General features: G+C 57.0%; 14 protein-coding genes and 1 pseudogene. 7 read left to right on the top strand and 8 right to left on the bottom strand.

The annotated features are described in order from the left end of the window. Positions 1-3 precede the first annotated feature (3 nt). From ACF0H7_RS19705 to ACF0H7_RS19695, 3 genes are all read left to right on the top strand, one after another. Complete coding sequence (locus tag ACF0H7_RS19705; protein ID WP_397448551.1) at positions 4-1,071, top strand: SCO family protein; 1,068 nt, start codon at positions 4-6, stop codon at positions 1,069-1,071. 84 nt (positions 1,072-1,155) lie between these two features. Then, a complete protein-coding gene (locus ACF0H7_RS19700) occupies positions 1,156-2,625 on the top strand; it encodes a sensor histidine kinase (RefSeq protein ID WP_397453959.1) in 1,470 nt (489 codons plus the stop codon). Beyond that, entirely contained in the window at positions 2,594-4,021 is a 1,428-nt protein-coding gene (locus tag ACF0H7_RS19695; protein WP_397448550.1) for a sigma-54-dependent transcriptional regulator, read from the top strand. Before ACF0H7_RS19700 ends, ACF0H7_RS19695 begins: the two co-directional genes overlap by 32 nt. Positions 4,022-4,131: 110 nt before the next feature. Here ACF0H7_RS19695 and ACF0H7_RS19690 read toward each other — a convergent pair whose 3' ends face one another. Further along, positions 4,132-4,470, bottom strand: a complete 339-nt coding sequence (locus tag ACF0H7_RS19690; protein WP_397448549.1) for a hypothetical protein — start codon at positions 4,468-4,470, stop codon at positions 4,132-4,134. A gap of 381 nt (positions 4,471-4,851) precedes the next feature. Here ACF0H7_RS19690 and ACF0H7_RS19685 point away from each other — a divergent pair, with 381 nt between their 5' ends. Both ACF0H7_RS19685 and ACF0H7_RS19680 read left to right on the top strand, forming a co-directional pair. Beyond that, the gene (locus tag ACF0H7_RS19685; RefSeq protein WP_397448548.1) at positions 4,852-5,475 is read left to right on the top strand and encodes a transcriptional regulator; all 624 of its coding nucleotides are present in this window, start codon (positions 4,852-4,854) and stop codon (positions 5,473-5,475) included. A 154-nt stretch (positions 5,476-5,629) separates the two neighbouring features. Beyond that, positions 5,630-6,598, top strand: a complete 969-nt coding sequence (locus tag ACF0H7_RS19680) for a threo-3-hydroxy-L-aspartate ammonia-lyase (RefSeq protein WP_397448547.1) — start codon at positions 5,630-5,632, stop codon at positions 6,596-6,598. A gap of 486 nt (positions 6,599-7,084) precedes the next feature. Here the strand turns inward: ACF0H7_RS19680 and ACF0H7_RS19675 are convergent, their stop codons facing one another. Further along, positions 7,085-8,140 (bottom strand): permease, encoded by a 1,056-nt coding sequence (locus tag ACF0H7_RS19675; protein WP_397448546.1) that lies wholly within the window; start codon positions 8,138-8,140, stop codon positions 7,085-7,087. Between the two features lie 89 nt (positions 8,141-8,229). Continuing rightward, complete coding sequence (lysA, locus tag ACF0H7_RS19670; RefSeq protein WP_397448545.1) at positions 8,230-9,468, bottom strand: diaminopimelate decarboxylase; 1,239 nt, start codon at positions 9,466-9,468, stop codon at positions 8,230-8,232. 127 nt (positions 9,469-9,595) lie between these two features. Here lysA and ACF0H7_RS19665 point away from each other — a divergent pair, with 127 nt between their 5' ends. Next, positions 9,596-10,507, top strand: coding sequence for a LysR family transcriptional regulator (locus ACF0H7_RS19665; protein WP_397448544.1), 912 nt, complete (start codon positions 9,596-9,598; stop codon positions 10,505-10,507). 120 nt (positions 10,508-10,627) lie between these two features. Here the strand turns inward: ACF0H7_RS19665 and ACF0H7_RS19660 are convergent, their stop codons facing one another. Further along, positions 10,628-11,791 (bottom strand): FAD-dependent oxidoreductase, encoded by a 1,164-nt coding sequence (locus ACF0H7_RS19660; protein ID WP_397448543.1) that lies wholly within the window; start codon positions 11,789-11,791, stop codon positions 10,628-10,630. A gap of 147 nt (positions 11,792-11,938) precedes the next feature. Between ACF0H7_RS19660 and ACF0H7_RS19655 the strand changes: the two genes are divergently transcribed. Next, the gene (locus tag ACF0H7_RS19655; RefSeq protein WP_397448542.1) at positions 11,939-12,856 is read left to right on the top strand and encodes a LysR family transcriptional regulator; all 918 of its coding nucleotides are present in this window, start codon (positions 11,939-11,941) and stop codon (positions 12,854-12,856) included. Between the two features lie 516 nt (positions 12,857-13,372). On the opposite strand, the gene ACF0H7_RS19650 is transcribed toward ACF0H7_RS19655, so the two are convergent. The 4 genes and pseudogenes from ACF0H7_RS19650 to ACF0H7_RS19635 all read right to left on the bottom strand — a co-directional run bounded on the left by ACF0H7_RS19650 (position 13,373) and on the right by ACF0H7_RS19635 (position 18,020). Beyond that, positions 13,373-14,515 carry a DegT/DnrJ/EryC1/StrS family aminotransferase gene (locus tag ACF0H7_RS19650; protein WP_397448541.1) on the bottom strand — a complete coding sequence of 381 codons (1,143 nt, stop codon included), beginning with the start codon at positions 14,513-14,515 and terminating at the stop codon, positions 13,373-13,375. 309 nt (positions 14,516-14,824) lie between these two features. Then, positions 14,825-15,688: a methyl-accepting chemotaxis protein gene (locus ACF0H7_RS19645; RefSeq protein ID WP_397453958.1), complete on the bottom strand. Its 864-nt coding sequence runs from the start codon at positions 15,686-15,688 to the stop codon at positions 14,825-14,827. Continuing rightward, positions 15,680-16,714, bottom strand: a pseudogene (locus tag ACF0H7_RS19640) (methyl-accepting chemotaxis protein); the annotation flags it as partial. The pseudogene ACF0H7_RS19640 and the gene ACF0H7_RS19645, both read right to left, overlap by 9 nt. Positions 16,715-16,793: 79 nt before the next feature. After that, positions 16,794-18,020 (bottom strand): hypothetical protein, encoded by a 1,227-nt coding sequence (locus tag ACF0H7_RS19635; protein ID WP_397448540.1) that lies wholly within the window; start codon positions 18,018-18,020, stop codon positions 16,794-16,796. Between the last annotated feature and the right edge of the window lie 270 nt (positions 18,021-18,290).

Here is an 18,290-nt window from a genome sequence, read left to right as displayed (position 1 = left end):
GACATGAAGTTGCAGCCACCACGTTCAAGCGCGCTGAGCCTACATCTGGTGATGGTCATGATGGTTTGCCTGTTGGCCAGCGAACTGTTGGTGGCGCAACCGGCGAAACCTGCCGCTAAACCTGCCGCTGAGGAATCGGCGACACCCTGGGGGAGTGATTACTTCCCCAACACCCTGCTGATCAACCAGGACGGGCACCAGGTGCGCTTTTTCGATGACCTGATCAAGGACAAGGTGGTGGTGATCAATTTCATCTTTACCTCGTGCACGGATTCTTGCCCGCTGGAGACCGCACGCTTGCGTCAGGTGCAGAAACTGCTGGGGGATCGGGTCGGCAAGGACGTGTTCTTCTACTCCATCACCATCGACCCGGAGACGGACACTCCGGCGGTGCTCAAACACTATGGCGACAAGTTCAAGATCGGCCCGGGCTGGCAGTTCCTCACCGGCAACAAAGAGGAAGTGACGGAGTTGCGGCAGAAACTCGGGTTGTTCATCGAAGGGGTGGATAACGGTCGCAGCAAGGACCACAACCTGAGCCTGATCGTCGGTAACCAGGCCACCGGCCGCTGGATGAAGGCGTCACCCTTCGAAAATCCGTGGGTCCTGGCCGATCAACTGGCCAACACCCTGCAGAACTGGAAGCATGCCAGCGCCGAACAAAGCTATGCCGACGCCCCGGTCATCCGGCCGCCGAGCAACGGCGAAGAGTTGTTTCGCACCCGCTGCGCCTCCTGCCACAGCCTCGGCCCGATGGATGGCCAGGGCCTGGGCATGCGCAGTCTGGGCCCGGACCTGATCGGCGTGACCCGTCAGCGCGACCCGACCTGGCTGCGGCGCTGGATCAAGGAGCCTGACCGCATGTTGGCGGAAAAGGACCCGGTGGCCCTGCAGTTATACGAAACCTTCAACAACATTGCGATGCCCAACCTGCGCCTGGACGACGCCTCGGCAGTGGCCATCCTGCGCTTCCTCGAAGATGAGACCGAGCGCCAACAACCCGTCAACGCGCCGTTGGCGGACGGTTCCATGGAGCCTATGCATCATCAGGGTGCCAATGATGGCGATTGAGTATTCGGTTGGCCTAAGTGTCGACTAAGGTTAGATAAAAAGCATCCAGGAGTTCCTCCGATGCAGGTGCTGAAAAAACTACACATGTCCGAGCGTGAGCCGCAGACCATCGAACGCCGAAACTGGCGTGGGCCGTTCAATCTGTTGCGCTGGTTTTCCCTGGCCAGTTTTTTCATCATCGGCGCGGTGGCGCTGGGGCTGGGTTATATCTCGACGCGCTTCGTGGTGACGGAGAGCGTCGAGCGTGACGCGTTGCTGACCGCGCAGTTCATTCAGGCCATTGGTGCCGCTGAGCTGCGCCATGTATCGATTAGCGATCTGCGGACCATGGGTGATCTGCTCGATCCTCGGCAGGACGGCACGTTTCCCGATATCGACCCGTTGGCACGCTCGGCGGCGCGCAATGAATTTCTCGATCATGTGCAGCACTTGCCGGACATCTTGCTGGCCACCGTCTATGCACTGGACCGCACGGTGGTCTGGTCGACCAACCCGGACCTGATCGGCGTGCGCTTCGCCGATGATGATGAACTCAACGAATCCTTTGAAATGAAGGTGCCGGTTTCCTCCAGTTATCACGAGATCGACGAGGAGCGTCCCGAGCAGAAGCTACTGCGCGAACCCAAGTTCCTGTTCATCGAGAATTACATTCCGATGTTCAACGCTGACCAAAGCAAAGTGGTGGCGATGGTCGAGATCTACAAGGAACCCGAGGACCTGGTGGAACGCATGCAGCGTGGCTTCACCTCGATCTGGATAGCGACCATCATCGGCGGGGTGCTGATCTACCTCGGCTTGTTCTGGATCGTGCGCCGGGCTGCGCTGTTGTTGCAGACGCAACAGCGGCAATTGGTCACCAACGAAACCTTTGTCGCCCTGGGCGAAATGTCCTCGGCGGTGGCCCACAGCCTGCGCAATCCGCTGGCGACCATCCGCAGCAGCGCCGAACTGGCCCAGGAAGTGGCCAGCTCGACGGCACAGAAGAACATCGGCGACATCATCAGTCAGGTGGATCGTATGTCGCGCTGGGTGCGCGAGTTGCTGGTGTCGTTGCGGCCGATGAGCGATGACTTCGAAGCCGTGGACCTGGTGTTGGCCATCGACGACACCCTGAGTGCCTATGAACCATTGATCAGGCGCTCGAACGTCGAGGTGCGTTTCATCGCGCAAAGTCATCCACCGGTGGTCAGCCAACAGGTGCTGTTGACGCAAATTCTCAATAGCCTGTTTGCCAATGCGCTGGAGGCCATGCCCAAGGGCGGGGTGCTCAGCATCGACATCGCGCCGCCACAAAACGGGCGGCTGCAGATGACCTTGAGCGACACCGGCAAAGGCATGAGCAAGCAACAGGAACAAATGGTATTTAAACCGTTTTTCACCACCAAACAGGGTGGCCTCGGAGTGGGTCTGGCATTGGTCAAACGGATTATGGATCGCTTCGACGGCGCCATCGTATTGACCAGTCAGGAACAGGAAGGAACCCGTGTCAGTCTCAACTTCAAAGTGGCAACGGGAGGGGGCTATGGAGCACAGCATACTGCTGGTCGAGGATGATGAAATGCTCGCCGGGAACATCCAGACCTATCTGGAGCGCAAGGGCTTTGACGTCACAGTCTGCCATTCGGCCGAGGACGCGTTGAGCCAACTGCGGATCTTCGAGCCTGACGTGGTGCTCACCGACAACTCGCTGCCGGGCATGAGTGGTCACGACCTGATCCAGAAGCTGCGCGTGAGCGCGCCGGAACTGAAAGTGATCATGATGACCGGCTACGGCAACGTCGAAGACGCCGTCACGGCGATGAAGGAGGGCGCCTTTCACTACGTGACCAAACCGGTGGCGTTGCCGGAACTCAAGTTGTTGCTGGACAAGGCCCTGGCCACGGAAAAGCTCGAGCGCACCTTGTCGTTTTATCAGGAGCGTGAAGCGCAGAAATCCGGGGTGCAGGCGTTGATCGGCGAATCCAGGCCGATGCTTGACCTCAAGAGCACCATCGGCCAATTGCTGGATGCCGAGCGGCGCATGGCCAACACCGATCTGCCGCCGGTGTTGGTGGAAGGCGATACCGGCACCGGCAAGGAACTGGTCGCCCGCGCACTGCACTTCGATGGCCCGCGCAGCAAAGGGCCGTTCATTGAATTCAACTGCGCCTCGATTCCGTCGAACCTGCTGGAGTCCGAGCTGTTCGGTCATGAGAAAGGCGCCTTCACCGACGCCAAGGACCGTCGCGTCGGCCTGGTGGAAGCGGCCGATGGCGGGACGCTGTTTCTCGATGAAGTCGGCGAGATGGACCTGCTGTTGCAAGCCAAACTGCTCAAGCTGCTGGAGGATCGGACGATTCGCCGGGTGGGGTCGGTGAAAGAGCGCAAAGTCGATTTGCGGATCATCAGCGCCACCAACTGCAACCTGGAACAGATGGTTCAGCAAGGCAAATTCCGCCGCGATCTGTTCTTCCGCCTGCGCATCATTTCGATCAAGGTGCCGCGCCTGTATTTACGGGGTGAGGACATCCTGTTGTTGGCCCGGCACTTCCTCGCCAACCACGGCAAACGCTATGGCAAGCCGAATCTGCACTTCAGCAACCAGGCAGAAGAATTGATGCTGGCTTACAGCTGGCCAGGCAATGTCCGTGAGTTGCGCAACATGCTGGAGCAGACGGTGTTGTTGGCGCAGAGCGACACCATCGGCGCCAGCCAACTGAATGTGTGCCAGGGGCTGGTCGACGAGAATCTGCCGCCACGTGAACCGATGATGAGCGAGCCGCGTGCTTTGTACAGTGGCATGGAAAACATGAACCTGCCGGAAGTCGAAAGAGACATGGTGCGCAAGATGCTCGACAAGACCGACTGGAACGTGACCAAATCGGCGCGTTTGCTGGGCCTGAGTCGCGACATGCTGCGCTATCGGATCGAGAAATTGGGCCTGGAACGGCCGGACAAACGACAGTGGTAGGGCGTCGTGTATAGCCGCTACGGACTTCTATGCGGCCTATTGCCGTGACCCGGAAGGCAACAAGTTGTGCTTTGTTCACACGCTGGACTTCGATTGCTGAGCAGCCTGCCTCAATAGCCGCCGGACTCGGCGGCGTCCTGATCGCCCTCTTTCGGTGGCTCCGTTCCATAAGCGCCCGCGCCTTGCGGTGTGCCTTGGCTGGCATTAATCCCCGGTTGACTGTCCATTCCGCTGACGGGGGTTTTGTCGAGGAATTTGCCATCGGCATCGCCACCGTTTCCACCCGCCTGACTGCTCGTGTCGGGATTTACGGGAGACCCGATGCTGACCGCACCGCCGGTTTCAGAGGTGGCGGGGGCGGTTTCGCCTATGGGGGTGATCGGCGTTGCGGCGTAACTGGCGAGGCTCAACACCAGCAGTCCAGTGACGGCCAGCAGTGACTTGATCATGACGGTCTCCTTGTTCAGACACGTACCTGATAGTGATTAGCGTAGGCGATGTTTGGTGCCCAAGGCGGTGACCAGAGGTGGGAAATTCTATGTTCCCGGGCAACACACAGCCTGTGTAGGAGCTGCCGTAGGCTGCGATCAATAGTCATCGCGAAGGTCGTTCCGACCTTATCGCAGCCTCCGGCAGCTCCTACAAAATGGGGCCAACCGTAAATTTTTGTCCAACAGCAAATCCCTGTGCGAGCCAACGTGTTGGTGAATGGCGAAAACTTTTTTATCTAAAAATAGATAAAAAGTAAATATCGAGATATTTTGTAAATTAGACCGGAACAGGCTACGGCCGTAGCAGGGACCGCGAATCATAGGTTTGAGAGCATTGTCATGAAAAAAAGAACACTCGAAAATCAAAACCTGTTGGAGCAACTGAAACAGGTTGCCCAAGGCTTGGGTGAGACCTTCGCGCCATTTTGCGAGGTGGTGGTGCATGACCTGCAAGACACCGAGCATGCCATTTACGCGATTCACAACAGTATTTCAGGTCGTCAGGTCGGCGACCCGGCGACCGAACTGGGGCTGGCGCGAATCGCTGATCCGCAGTACCCGGAAATCATCAGCAACTATGCCAATCACTTTCCTGACGGGCGCCAGGCGAAAAGCACCTCGATTGGTATCAAGGACTCTGAGGGGCGATATGTCGCGGCCCTGTGCATGAACGTCGACCTGACACTGTTCCAGAGTCTGCAAACGGCCATGGGCCAGTTCACCAGCGTGGAGGCACGGGTCAGCGAGAATCTCGATACTGGCAACGCCGAAACCATCAGGGCGCGTATTGATCAGTTTGCGGCGCGGGTCGCCAGTACCCCGCGTTCGCTCAAGCCAGAAGAGAAGCGCGCGCTGTTTCGCGAACTGAAAGAGTCCGGGTGTCTTGAAATTCGTAAGTCAATGGAGATCATTGCCCAACACATCGGCGTATCGCGCGCCGCTGCGTACAACTACGTCAAGTGAGCTGACAGGGCGCATCGTTGCGGTGGGCAGTTTTACGTTCTACAGCGTTGAAATTTCTCTCATGGACGCCGAGGCGACCTGCGCCTGAGCTGATTCCGAATCCGGGTTTTGAGCCCCAACATTGCTCTGTTTTCTCAACACATTGAAGGTACCTATGGAAACGTTAGTGCTCCCGACTTATGCCGATGTTGCTGCTGCCGCCGAACGCATCAAAGGCCACGCCCATCACACCCCGGTCCTGACCTCACGCACAGCCAATCGCACCCTCGGTGCCGAGGTGTTTTTCAAATGCGAGAACCTGCAGCGCATGGGCGCGTTCAAGTTTCGCGGCGCCTTCAATGCCTTGGCGAAGTTCGATGAGCGTCAGCGCAAGGCCGGGGTGATTGCCTTCTCTTCGGGCAACCACGCGCAAGGCATCGCGCTGTCGGCCGCCCTGTTGGGGATTCCTGCGACCATCATCATGCCCCACGACGCACCGGCGGCGAAAAAGGCCGCGACCGCTGAGTACGGCGGCAATGTGGTGATCTACGACCGTTACAGCGAAGACCGCGAAGCGATCGGGCGCAAGCTGGCCGAGCAACACGGTTACACCCTGATTCCGCCGTATGACCATCCCGACGTGATTGCGGGGCAGGGCACGGCGGCCAAGGAGTTGTTCGAAGAAGTCGGTCCGTTGGATGCGCTGTTCGTCTGCCTCGGTGGCGGCGGGTTATTGGCCGGTACCGCGTTGTCGACCCGTGCCCTGGCCCCGGACTGCAAGTTGTACGGGGTCGAACCTGAAGCGGGTAACGATGGCCAGCGCTCGTTTCGTTCCGGCAGCATCGTGCATATCGATACCCCGGACACCATCGCTGATGGCGCGCAGACGCAACATCTGGGCAGCTACACCTTTCCGATCATCCGGCGCGACGTGAACGACATCCATACCGCCACCGATGCGGAGTTGGTGGACTGCATGCGTTTCTATGCCGAGCGCATGAAGATGGTGGTCGAGCCTACCGGCTGCCTCAGTTTTGCGGCGGTTCGCGCGTTGAAAGAACAGTTGAAAGGGCAGCGGGTTGGGGTGATTGTCACGGGTGGCAATATTGATCTGGCGCGCTATGCGGCGTTGTTGGCGGGGTGATCAGTGGCGGCGTGATGCAGGGTGCACGTGCCGCGCTCTTGATCCTTACGATCTCCCTGACGGAATACATATATCGCCCCGTTCCCAGTAGGCCGAACGCAGGTCCTGTTCCGGGGGATGCTCGACATGGATGTCGAGCAAGCCGCGACCCCCGCCAGGGATGGCGGGTCGCGGCGTGCCCCCGGAACAGGACCGGAGTGAGGGCAGTCCGAGCCTAAGCGAGGACCCGTATGGCGGGGCAAGGACCTTTTGCTTACTTTTGGGGCTGTTTGCCAAAAGTGAGCCGCCGTAAGGGCGGAACCATAATCCCAGCTAAACGCAAATAACGGATATTCACACCCAAAATCAGCAAAACCCAACCAAAGCCTTCGCCAACAAGTTGGCTTGGAATGTACACAGAGGTCTGCCTCAATGTTGCAAACCGACAGCGCGGCGTCTGAACGGGAAATCTCCTAAAGCGAAGGCGGCGTTTCGGTCAGGCGCTGATTACCAAATCGCCGCCGCCACCAGCCCGCTGATAATCCCCACCAGCGCAGTCAATACCCCGACCACCACCAACACCTTGGCGTCGAAGGATTTGCGCAGCATCAGCAACGACGGCAGGCTCACGCTTGGCAGGGTCATCAGCAGCGCCACACCCGGGCCAACACCCAGACCCAACGCCAGCATGGTTTGCACGATCGGGATTTCCGCAGCGGTCGGGATCACGAACAGCGTACCGATCACCGCAAAGGCCACCAGCCATACCAAACTGTTGCCCATTGACGCATCGACATGCGGGAACAGCCAGACTCGCGCCGCGCCAAGGATCAACACCGCGACCACGTAGATCGGGATGGTGCTCCAGAACAGCTGCCACAGGGTCTTGCCCCAGCGCAGGAAGAAGTTCGACTGATCCGTGGTACTGGCGTCCGCCACCGCTTCCAGTGCCGGTTCAGGCACTTGTTCCGGGCTGGCGATACGTTGCGCGATCAGTGACACGCCCAGCACCAACACCAGACCGGCCACCAGCCTCAGCGCGGTGAACTGCCAACCCAGGACGAAGCCCATGAACACCAGCGTCGCCGGGTTCAACATCGGGTTGGCGATCCAGAACGCCAGCGCAGCACCCACCGACACTTGCTGTCGACGCATGCCGGCTGCCACCGGCGCGGCGCAGCAACTGCACATCATCCCCGGCAAGGCAAATAAGCCACCGCGCAGGGTCGAGCCAAAACCGGCGCGGCCGAACAGGTTGAGCAACCAGTCCCGTGGAATCAACACCTGCAGTAGCGAACCAAGGATCACCGCCAATACCGCGGCTTTCCAGATCGCCAGGAAGTACACCTGGGCGTAAGCCAAAGCAGCGCTGAGCGGTGTGCTTTGGTCCGCACCGAGGATCGAGCCGCCGATGCTGTGGCTGTCAGCGGCAACGAAGGACTTGAGGTAGTAGGGCGACCACTTGACGTAATACAGGCCGACGGCCGCTAGGATCAGGAACAGGAGAGGCTTCCACCAGAGTGACAGCCCCCGTTGTGGGATAGCACTGGGCATCGTGGACATACAGAGATTTCCGAACAAGAGAATATGGGCGTAATGATAGCCCAGCTTGTTCTGTGAACATTGAGCTATTCATCACGCCATGCCCTTGTTCAGAGATCCAGTTCCAGCGCCAGCAGGTCGGACAACGGTTGTGCGCGACGAATCAATTTCGCCTGGCCGTTGTCGATCAGCACTTCAGGCAGCAAGGTACGGCTGTTGAAGTTGGACGACATCGCGGCACCGTAAGCGCCGGCGCCGTGAATCACCAACAGATCGCCCACCTGCGCTTCAGGCAGCAGGCGCGGGGCCAGGCCGTGTTCGTCCTGGGTGAAAATGTCGCCGGATTCGCACAGCGGGCCACCGACCACGCATTCCTGTTGTGGACGATTCACCGCCGCGCCCTGGGCGTCGAGCACTGTCATGTGGTGATAGGCGCCGTACATGCTCGGGCGCATCAAATCGTTGAAGCCGGCATTGACCAGCACGTAATGACGGCTGCCGGCCGTTTTCACCGCGCGGACTTCGGTCACCAAATAACCCGACTCGGCCACCAGGAAGCGCCCCGGCTCGATTTCCATGCGCACTGCATGGCCCAAAAAGGCTTCGATCTGCTGCCTAGGCTGACGCCAGGCTTGCGCGTAACGCGCCAGGTCTACGGGCTCATCGCCCGGACGGTACGGCGTCGACAGCCCGCCGCCAATGGAGAAGGCTTCGATGTCATGGTCCAGCGCCTTGACCGCGTCGACCATCGCTCCACCGACCTGCTCCAGGTGCGCGTAATCGACGCCGGAACCGATGTGCATGTGCAGCCCCACCAGTTTCAGACCGTACTGACGCACCACGCCCAGCGCGTCCTGAATCTGCTCGTACCAGATCCCGTGCTTGCTGTTTTCGCCACCGGTATTGGTCTTGCGGCTGTGGCCGTGGCCAAATCCAGGGTTGATGCGCAGCCACACGCGGTGGCCGGGGCTTTTTTCACCCAACTGACGCAGCATGTCGATGGAGCCGGTGTTGACCTCGATGCCCAACTCGACCACGCGCTTCAGCGTTGGCACGTCGAACAGGTCGCAGGTCAGCACCACACCGGCGGGCTCACCTTGCGGGCTGTAACCGGCCAACAGTGCACGCTCGACTTCGCCCACCGACACCGCATCGACCTTCACCCCGTGCTCGCGCATCAACCGCAGCACGTGCAGGTTGGAGTTGGCTTTCTGGGCAAAGCGCACGACGTCGAAGTCTTTCAATTGCGCGATGCGCTCGCGAATGGTCTGCGCGTTGTAGACCCACAGTGGCGTACCAAATTGTTTGGCGGCATCGGTCACAGATTGGAAGGCAGTGGTGTTCGGCATGGGGAGTCAATTCAGGTCAAAGAGAAGACCCTATGATGGCGGATTGTACGGCATTCAATAAAATACCTATTCTTTGCCTGGCTATTCAGTTTTGATATGTCTATTCCAGCTGGCAACCGAGGTAATCGTGACCATCTCCATTCGGCACATCGAAGTGTTTCGCGCGGTCATGCAGGCCGGCAGCGTGACCGGCGCCGCGCGTTTGCTGTTTACCTCGCAGCCCACTGTCAGCCGCGAACTGGCAAGGCTGGAGAGTTTGTCCGGACTGCGTCTGTTTGATCGAGAAGGCGGGCGGTTGCTGCCAACGGCGCAAGCGATGATGTTGCTGGAAGAGGTCGAGCGCTCGTATGTCGGCCTTGAAAGGATCAACAGCGTGGCGCAATCGATTCGCCGTTTCGAGCATGGTCAGTTGAGCATCACCTGCCTGCCGCTGTTTTCCCAGGCGTTGCTGCCCAGAGTCTGTAAGCATTTCCAGCAACAGCACGGCGGGATCGGCCTGAGCATCGCGGCGCAGGAGTCGCCGTCCCTCGAAGAGTCGCTCAGCGCCCAGCGTTATGACGTGGGCCTGACCGAAAGCGAGCAGGCACCGCGCGGCACCCACGGCGAGTTGTTGTTCAGCGCCGACATGGTGTGCATCCTGCCCGAGGGGCATCCACTGTTGGCAAAGGCACGCTTGCAGCTGGAGGATTTTCGCGACATCGATTTCATCAACCTTTCGGGTCTGGACTTCTACCGCCAGACCCTCGACGAGCACTTCCGTCAGGCCGGAGTCGATCGCCGCACCGTGATCGAAACCACCAACGCCGCCTCGGTGTGCGCCATGGTTCGACAGCGACTGGGCGTGGCCATCATCAACCCGTTGAGCGCCATGGATGAATCGGGTCGCGGCTTGGCGATTCGACCGATTAACGTGTCGATCCCTTATAAGGTCAGCATGATCCGCCCTGATTATCGACCGTCCTCGACCTTCATCGACGCTTTCCAGGAATCCTTGCGGGAAGAGGGCGCGCGGCTTGCGCAGGCTGTCCGGCAAAACTAAGTGGCGCGATTAGCTACGCTTCTCCGTGGATTGACCGTGCGCCCCCTGCATAGCAGGGCAAACAGCCGATATTAGGCGTTAACGATGGTGTTACGTGATGTGACCCTGGCGCGGCACAGCTTACCAGAGGAATTCAGCCAATTTGACGTAGAAACCATCGACCTTGATTTGGGCATTAAGCTTCATTGAATCGTCCCGCCGCCGACACGCCTCCTCATCTTCATTAGCTCCGGCTTGGCCGACCGCGCGCGATGCATCCTGTACAAACTTGCACATCAGGTAACGCTGAGTGCCGAATTCTGTCAAAGTTTCCTCAAGTGGTGCAGTTGATGTCAACATGCGGGCCAATATGACGGCATCCATGACAGCCATGGCTCCTCCTTGTCCCATAAATGGTGTTGATGCATGAGCGGCATCGCCAATGAGCAATATCCGACCGCTATGCCATGGGAGAGGCAATATTATCTCTTCTACTGCGGTATAGAGCACTTCCGATTCTGCGTTGAGTTCATCTAGGAACTGCCGCGCGGGGCCGTTGAATTCCTTAAATTCTTCGCGCATGAGCGCCGGCCACTGATCTTTGTCGTGCCAGGGTTTGTCAGGTGCAGCGATGGTCCCAAAGACGTACAATTTGCATTCACTGATTGGCAGTATACCGAGCCGCTTACCAATACCCATTTGCATGATTTTCTTTGTAAGTGACGATGGGCGGCGGTGGACACTGCGCCATACTCCGAATCCGGAGTACTGCGGCTCCATCTCTCCTTTTATCAGTGTCCTCACCCGCGAACGCAAACCATCAGCGCCAATTACCAAATCAAAACTTTCCCATTTTCCATCGGTGAGAAGTACTTGCACCGACGAACCTGAGGTGTCGCTGATAACTTGCTCAACAGAGGTGGACAGGTGCACAGTGGCGCCGAGGGTATCCATTCGAGCCTTCAACACCCGATGCATCTCTGCACGCTTGATTCCAAAGATTGCGGGAATGGTCGGGGCTGGACGCGGATACTGGACGTTGACAATCTCTTCGCCTTGATGCGTAAAGTAGAGGTTTTCGTCGTCCTCAATCGCAAACCCGCTTTCGAGCATTCCCGGCAACACGCCGAGGTCATCGAATAATTTTAGCCCATTGCCGTAAACGAAAATGCCGGAGCTGGCAAACTCCCAACGAGCTGCCTTTTCAACGACCTTTACGTTGATGCCGTTTTGACGCAAGGCTATGGCTGCGCTGCAGCCGGCGATTCCGGCACCAACGATTAGTACATTCTGAACCTTGGACATAGAGCCTCCCAGAAAATTTATCGATATGAGCTAGAGCGCTTGGCCATCTGCCAAGCCAGCGCTCTATGTTTTTGATGATCTCACTGCTGGATGGTGAATAAAGAAATATCAGTTTAACCTGTGGTTAAATCGTCAAGGGTAAATGCCATGGACCAAGACCAAATCACAGCCCGTCATCTCGAAGTTTTTTTTGCTTTAATCACCAGCACGGGCCTGAAGGAGGCAGCTGAAAAGCTCAATTGCTCAATACCTGCCGTAAGTAAGACTATCCGTTTCTTGGAACGGTGCTCTCAAGCCCCACTTTTTATTAAGGTTGGAGGACGGCTACAGGCGACCGCTGAAGCAGAAGCGTTAATGCCCTCTATTCGAACGGCTCTTGAGCATATGGAGTTTGCCAAGCGCGAATTGCTTAATGCATCTAAGACCGAAGTGCCTAGATTAAGAGTGGGGGTGGGCGGTGGAGCTTTGCCTTACCTTGTGCCAGAAACGATAAGGCGCTGCAGAGAAGAAATGCCCAATTTAGTAGTGGAAATGATCACTAACCCTACCCAAAGGTTATTGTATTTAATTTCGAACCACCAAATTGATTTGGCCGTGACAACTCCGCCACCACAAAATACTGATATTAACTTGCTATCTCTGTGCGATTTTACAGAAATAACTGAGACTCCATTGGTGGTCGTCGTTCCCAGATCACATGCCTTAACCAAGCGCAGCGTGGTAAGACCGCACGACCTCATCGGAAATCCTCTGATTACTCTTTATGAAAAGTCGCCGACAGTGAGTTTGGTAAGTGCTGCGTTTAGAGACGCTGGTGAAAAGCTTGAAGTTTCGATCCAAGCAAATAACAGTATCTCGGTATGCTACTTGGTAAACACAGGGGCCGGGGTTGGCCTGATTCATCCCGAAGCTCTCGGAAGAGGGGCGTTTCCGAATTTGGTAAAGATAGACTTTCTGCCAAGAATATCTATGAAGACTTTTTTGTATTTGCCAAAAAATCAAGTGAGGACAGAACTTACAAGTTTTTTTACGTCCATACTGAGGGGTGTCTGCGCAAATCAATAGTCCAGAAATCCTTGGATATAGCGACTGAAGCATCTGCGCTGGTTTCTCATTCTGCTGCTGAAACACCACTCCAACGCCACGATCGGCTTGTGTAGGTCGGCTGCCGTCGGTAGCGACGGGCCGCTATGGGTCGATTCTGCTGAAAAAGTCGATTTTTCAGGATACGTGTACCTCGGTCTGTTGCCGCTGACCACAAACTGACCCAGTAACGACTGTTCTACCGATTCAAATCCTCCCCATTTATTCAACCACTCCTCCCTTGTTTCCGAGTGGGAGGACACGGGCCGGCAGGCGCAGGTTAAGCAATCCGATCTGGGTCACGTTTTAATCGGCAGGGCCAGCTTTTGATCAGCGGCAACAGGCAGGTAACTGCCATTCCTACAGAGACCGAAGATTCCGCCTCTACAATTCGCATGCCCGACCCTTGCTGATCAGATTCAGATGCCCTGCCAGCGGAGTCGAGCCCGAAAGCGCTGTCACTATGTGGTGTTTGCGATATTACTTTTTCTCTGGCGCTCAGCGAGGTTGTAGTACTGCTTTTACTGCTTCCACCGAGCGTTCGACATCCCCTGTTGTCATGGCATTGAACATCGGCAGCGAAACGATCCGGCGGCCAACCCGTTCTGCAATCGGGAACATACCTTCCTTGAAGCCGCGCGCGCGGTACAAGCTCAGTAAGTGGATCGAGGGGTAGTGACAGCCTATGCCGACACCGAGCTTTTGCATCTGCTCCATAAACGTTGCGCGTGCCGGCTTACCGTCCTGACGCGCTGGCAGCACTAGCTGAAACATGTGCCAGTTGCTGTTATCGAAATCGGCGATAGGTAATTGAGCACCGTATTTCGCTTCGAAATCACTGCCGAAGCACTCGAAATAGTGTTTAGCCAACTCTCGACGATGGGCAGTGATCGCGTCGATATGCGCGAACTGGCCCAGACCAATGGTGGCAGCAATGTCGGTCATATTGAATTTGCCGCCCAGGACATCAACATCCAAACCGTCGAAACCGCTGCGAGTGACACCTTGCAACCGGTATTTCTCGGCAAGACGTGCCTCTTCAGCATTATTCAGAACCAGGCAACCGCCTTCGGATGAAGTGATGTTTTTGTTGGCTTGAAAGCTGAAGGACACAAAATCACCAAATGCCCCAATGCGCTCGCCTTTCCAGGATGAGCCCAACGCTTGTGCAGCGTCCTCCACCACTCGCAGGTTGTGTTTTTTCGCCAGCAAATACAAACGATCCATATCCAGCGGGAGACCCGACAGATAGACCGGAATGATCGCCTTGGTCCGCGGCGTGATCGCAGCTTCGAGTTGGGCCAGATCGATATTGCGCGTGACTGGATCAATGTCGACAAAAACAGGGGTCGCGCCCACTTCAATGATTACGTTGGCCGTTGCAACCCACGAGATTGGAGTGGTGATGACTTCGTCACCTGCACCGATACCCGCAATGCGCAAGGCGATCTCCATGGTGCAGGTTCCGGAATTGAACGTCCGTACCGGGCGTCCGCCAAAATACTCCGAGAGCTGCGCTTCGAATAACTGGACCTTGGGCCCACTGGTAATCCAGCCAGAGCGCAAGACGTCGCCGACGGCTGCGATCGTGGCTTCGTCGATCGTGGGTTTGGTAAACGGCAGGAAGTCTGGGTGGTTCATGATGGTCGTGAAATCCTATATTTGTCGGAGTAATCGACAGTCTGTAAATAAAGAGCTGGCGATACTGCGTGAATCGCTCCGGGTGTCGTAGATACCCATTACACATGGCGATGCTACGTAAATGGGCGGTACCAGGTACAGGGTATTTGCCACCAGTTTACTCGGCGGAGTGTGAAGGTGCTTCACCTCATCACGCCCCGAGCCCTGGACGAGAGCATCGCTGGTGAGGTAAACGTCACGCCTGCGTGATCTGGACTTGTCCCTCGAGGATCTTGCCGATGGAGGTGTACTGCGCGGTACGTCCGGGGGTCAAACCCGAAAATGCCCGATCCGCTCCTTTAGCTCATGTCCTAGCCGCGCAAGATCGCTGCTCGAGTCGGCTATCTGCTTACTGGCTATGGTGTTTTGCTCGGCGTCGATGCAGACGCTGGTTACCCCACGATTGATCTCTTCGACTGCCGCGCTCTGCTGCTCGGTTGCTGCGGCAATTTGCAGATTCATGGCCTGGATCGAGCCGATGGCCTGGCTGATTCCGGCCAATGCACCGCCGGCATTACGAGCCAGATCGACACTGTGATGAGTACGGTCATGACTCTGCTGCAAGCTGTCAGCAGCAGTTCGAGCCTTGCTCTGAAGGTTGGCAATCAGGCCTTCGATGTCGCTGGTAGAGTTCTGTGTGCGTTGTGCCAGCGCCCGAACTTCATCGGCGACCACGGCGAAACCACGTCCGGCCTCACCGGCTCGCGCGGCTTCGATGGCGGCGTTGAGTGCCAGCAGATTGGTCTGCTGGGCAATCGATTTGATCACATCGAGCATGCTGCCGATCTGTTCGCTCTCGTGTTGCAGGTCGGACATGATTTGCGCGGTGTTGGCCGTCTCGCGGGCCATCGACTCGATGCTGGTGACGGCCTCATCCACTACCCGGCTACCCTGATTCGATTCGCGGTCGGCGATTTGTGCGGCTTCGGCAGCCTGTTCGGCGTTCTGCGCGACTTCGTGGACGGTGCTGCTCATCTGCTGGATCGCCGTGGCCACCTGAGCAGTTTCCTGTTGCTGGTTGAAGGCGCGGATGCGGGTCTGTTCGGTCACCGCCGAGAGTTGTCCGGCAGCACTTGCGATCTGCTCGACGCCTTGACCTATACGCCCCACCAGTTGGCGCAGGCTGCTGCTCATCAGTTGCATGGCCTGCTGCATCTGGCCGATTTCGTCACGGCGCTGGCTGTGCAGGTCCTGGCTCAGGTCGCCTTTGGCAATGCGTTGGGCCACGCTTAGCGCCTCGAGTAACGGCTGCACGATGGCGGCGGTGATGCGCCAAGCCACCAACAGTGCGCAAAATACCGCCAGAGCGGTGATCAGCATCAGTTGCTGACGGGTGCCTGTAGCTGCGGCGTTGCGCGAGACGAGGTGGGCTTCGTTCAGTTGTTCGTTGAGCTCCTGCATGTGTTCGGCGCTGCTGGCCAGAGTTTGCTGGGCAGCGCCCATCTTCTGGCTGGTCAGATGAATGTTTTGCAAGGCGCTCTCGAATGTTCCGAGGGCCAGCAGGGTTTCATCAAGAGTCTTGCCGCTTTGCTCGGGCAGTTGACCCTGCAGTTTCTGCGTATTGCTGCGTACTTGTTTGAGGCTGGTGAACACTGCGTCGGCTGCGGCTTCGGTCTCTAGGCGGGTGTAGTTCAATGCCAGCAGGCGCAGTTGCATGAATTGGGTGTGCAGCGCAGCGACGTCACCAATTTGGTCGAGTAGCGCATGCAGCTCGTAGGTCTGCTCGAGTTCGTCGAAGTACTGCTTGTTTAGACGATCGAAACTGCCCAGGCCGAGCTCGCCGGCCTTGACCCCTTGCGATCGCGCCTCGTCCCGGGCCAGGCGCGCCTTGACCAATTGATCAAAGGTGCGCCGATAGTCGTCGGTCGCCTGTTCGATCGCCGCCAGCTGCTTTTGGCTGGAAGGGTCGTCCAGGCGCTGTTTCAGCTCGTCAGCCTGCTGCAGGATGGCGTTTATGCCTTGCTCCACACCTTGGCTGGCTTTTGAATCAGTGGCGTTGTTGTAGCTTTGCAATTCGACCCGGCTGCGAGTGAACAGCTCCTTGAGCTGTGCACTGGCAAGGATCTCATTACTGCGCTGGATCATCGAATCGACACTGCGCAGCCCCGCCTCGGCGATCAACAAGGTCAGCGCCAGGACCAGGCCGAAGCCCAACAGCATTTTCTTGCTTAGGGATAAGTCGCCCAGTCGACGGGCACACCACGCATACATAGGGCAGGATCCTTGCCGGGTCGGTTGATCAGAAGTAGTAACCAATGTTCACATTGGTCCGGTAGACCCACTGGTTGCTGAGGCTGGAACTGGTGCTGGTGAAACCGGTGCCGTTTTCCGCGCCGCCGTAGGGGTTGGCGTTCTTGCCCCAGGTACAGTCGACCCACGCCATAATCGGCATCGCAATAAACTGTGCGCCGACGGTATACATCTGCGAGTCGTCCCAACCGCTCTTGTCTTTCATCATGCGGCTGTAGTCGTTGTAGATTTTGATCTTTTTCAATTGTCCCAGGCGTGGTGTGTAAATGTCATAACCGATGTTAAGCGACGCCAACGTGGCCTTGGCGGCGATCAGATACGCGGGTGTCAAACCATTGCTACCCATGAGTACCGAGTCATTACTGACACCTGTGGGGTTTTTCGGGTCGTACTCGTAGCGAATACCTTCCGCGGTAGCAGTCCATGGTCCGTTACTGATGATGGTATGCACACCGGCCGCCCAATAGGAGCCGTTGTCGTCGGTGGTTGCGTTGTAAAGCTGCGAGGCCGCCAATGAAGCGCCAACTTCGGTCTTCCAGTCACCGTTAACAAAGTTGCGTGCAACTCGAGCGTTGACCTGATTGCGCTTCTCGTTGTCCTCGCGCGACTGTGTGAACGCGATAGCATTATCCTTCAGGTCTGCGTAGCGACCGACTTCAGGTGAGTAGCGGATGTCGCTGGGCAGCATGCGCGGGAAATAACCGAGTTGCAGATCCCAATCCTTGTCTTTATAGGCGTACTTCAACCCAACTCCGGCGCTGACTCCATACCCCATGAAGAATGGAATGTGGTAACTCCAACCGAACTGTGGATAAGGCTCAAGGCCGAACGGTTTGAAGGGGGCACCCAACTGCAGGTTTGAGGCGTTATCGAATTTGTAACCGGCGAACCCATGATCAACGGAGTGTTTGCCATCATCCTGGAACCAGTAGCCCACATCGGCGTAGGTTTTTTTATACTTTGCCTGCACATCCAACCGAAACGTATCGAACAACCAGCGATCGTGGTTTTCCGACGTGTCCCAATGCTCATCACGAAAGTTAGTTCGCAGTGCGCCACCGACGTCGAGACTGGCATCGCCGTCGTCACTGACCCAGGAAATATGAGGGAAGGGTTTTTTCACCACTGGGGTTACATCTGGTGTAGCGGGGCCGGGCTCCGCCAGGATCAACCCACTGCATGCCATTAGTCCTACACCCAGAATCAATTTGTTCATTTCAATTTCACCCGGTAGTTCGCGATGTTGTTAGGTGATACGCAACAGTTTTCCACCCACCCGGTGTCGATATTGGAAGGGCGGTACCGCTGTTGACATCCATTAATGTGCGTTTCGTAGGTGAAACATTGCTTTATCTGCGAATCGCAATAAGTATAAGCAGAAACTGTGCCAGCGCATTGGGGTTTCACTTTAAAATATAAAAGCTATATAAAACAATGTATTAAATGTGAAACGAGCGGGTGCGTGTTGCAGGTAAAACCGTTTTTA

The organism is Pseudomonas sp. NA-150 (assembly GCF_044336365.1).
Lineage (GTDB): Bacteria > Pseudomonadota > Gammaproteobacteria > Pseudomonadales > Pseudomonadaceae > Aquipseudomonas.
This window is presented reverse-complemented; position numbering and strand designations above follow the sequence as displayed.

What these genes read in the sequence shown, in the direction of transcription:
- ACF0H7_RS19705 (WP_397448551.1), top strand. Translation starts at nt 4, where the DNA reads ATGAAGTTGCAGCCACCACGTTCAAGCGCGCTGAGCCTACATCTGGTG.
- ACF0H7_RS19700 (WP_397453959.1), top strand. Translation starts at nt 1,156, where the DNA reads ATGTCCGAGCGTGAGCCGCAGACCATCGAACGCCGAAACTGGCGTGGG.
- ACF0H7_RS19695 (WP_397448550.1), top strand. Translation starts at nt 2,594, where the DNA reads ATGGAGCACAGCATACTGCTGGTCGAGGATGATGAAATGCTCGCCGGG.
- ACF0H7_RS19690 (WP_397448549.1), bottom strand. Translation starts at nt 4,470, where the DNA reads ATGATCAAGTCACTGCTGGCCGTCACTGGACTGCTGGTGTTGAGCCTC.
- ACF0H7_RS19685 (WP_397448548.1), top strand. Translation starts at nt 4,852, where the DNA reads ATGAAAAAAAGAACACTCGAAAATCAAAACCTGTTGGAGCAACTGAAA.
- ACF0H7_RS19680 (WP_397448547.1), top strand. Translation starts at nt 5,630, where the DNA reads ATGGAAACGTTAGTGCTCCCGACTTATGCCGATGTTGCTGCTGCCGCC.
- ACF0H7_RS19675 (WP_397448546.1), bottom strand. Translation starts at nt 8,140, where the DNA reads ATGTCCACGATGCCCAGTGCTATCCCACAACGGGGGCTGTCACTCTGG.
- lysA (WP_397448545.1), bottom strand. Translation starts at nt 9,468, where the DNA reads ATGCCGAACACCACTGCCTTCCAATCTGTGACCGATGCCGCCAAACAA.
- ACF0H7_RS19660 (WP_397448543.1), bottom strand. Translation starts at nt 11,791, where the DNA reads ATGTCCAAGGTTCAGAATGTACTAATCGTTGGTGCCGGAATCGCCGGC.
- ACF0H7_RS19655 (WP_397448542.1), top strand. Translation starts at nt 11,939, where the DNA reads ATGGACCAAGACCAAATCACAGCCCGTCATCTCGAAGTTTTTTTTGCT.
- ACF0H7_RS19650 (WP_397448541.1), bottom strand. Translation starts at nt 14,515, where the DNA reads ATGAACCACCCAGACTTCCTGCCGTTTACCAAACCCACGATCGACGAA.
- ACF0H7_RS19645 (WP_397453958.1), bottom strand. Translation starts at nt 15,688, where the DNA reads ATGAGCAGCAGCCTGCGCCAACTGGTGGGGCGTATAGGTCAAGGCGTC.
- ACF0H7_RS19635 (WP_397448540.1), bottom strand. Translation starts at nt 18,020, where the DNA reads ATGAACAAATTGATTCTGGGTGTAGGACTAATGGCATGCAGTGGGTTG.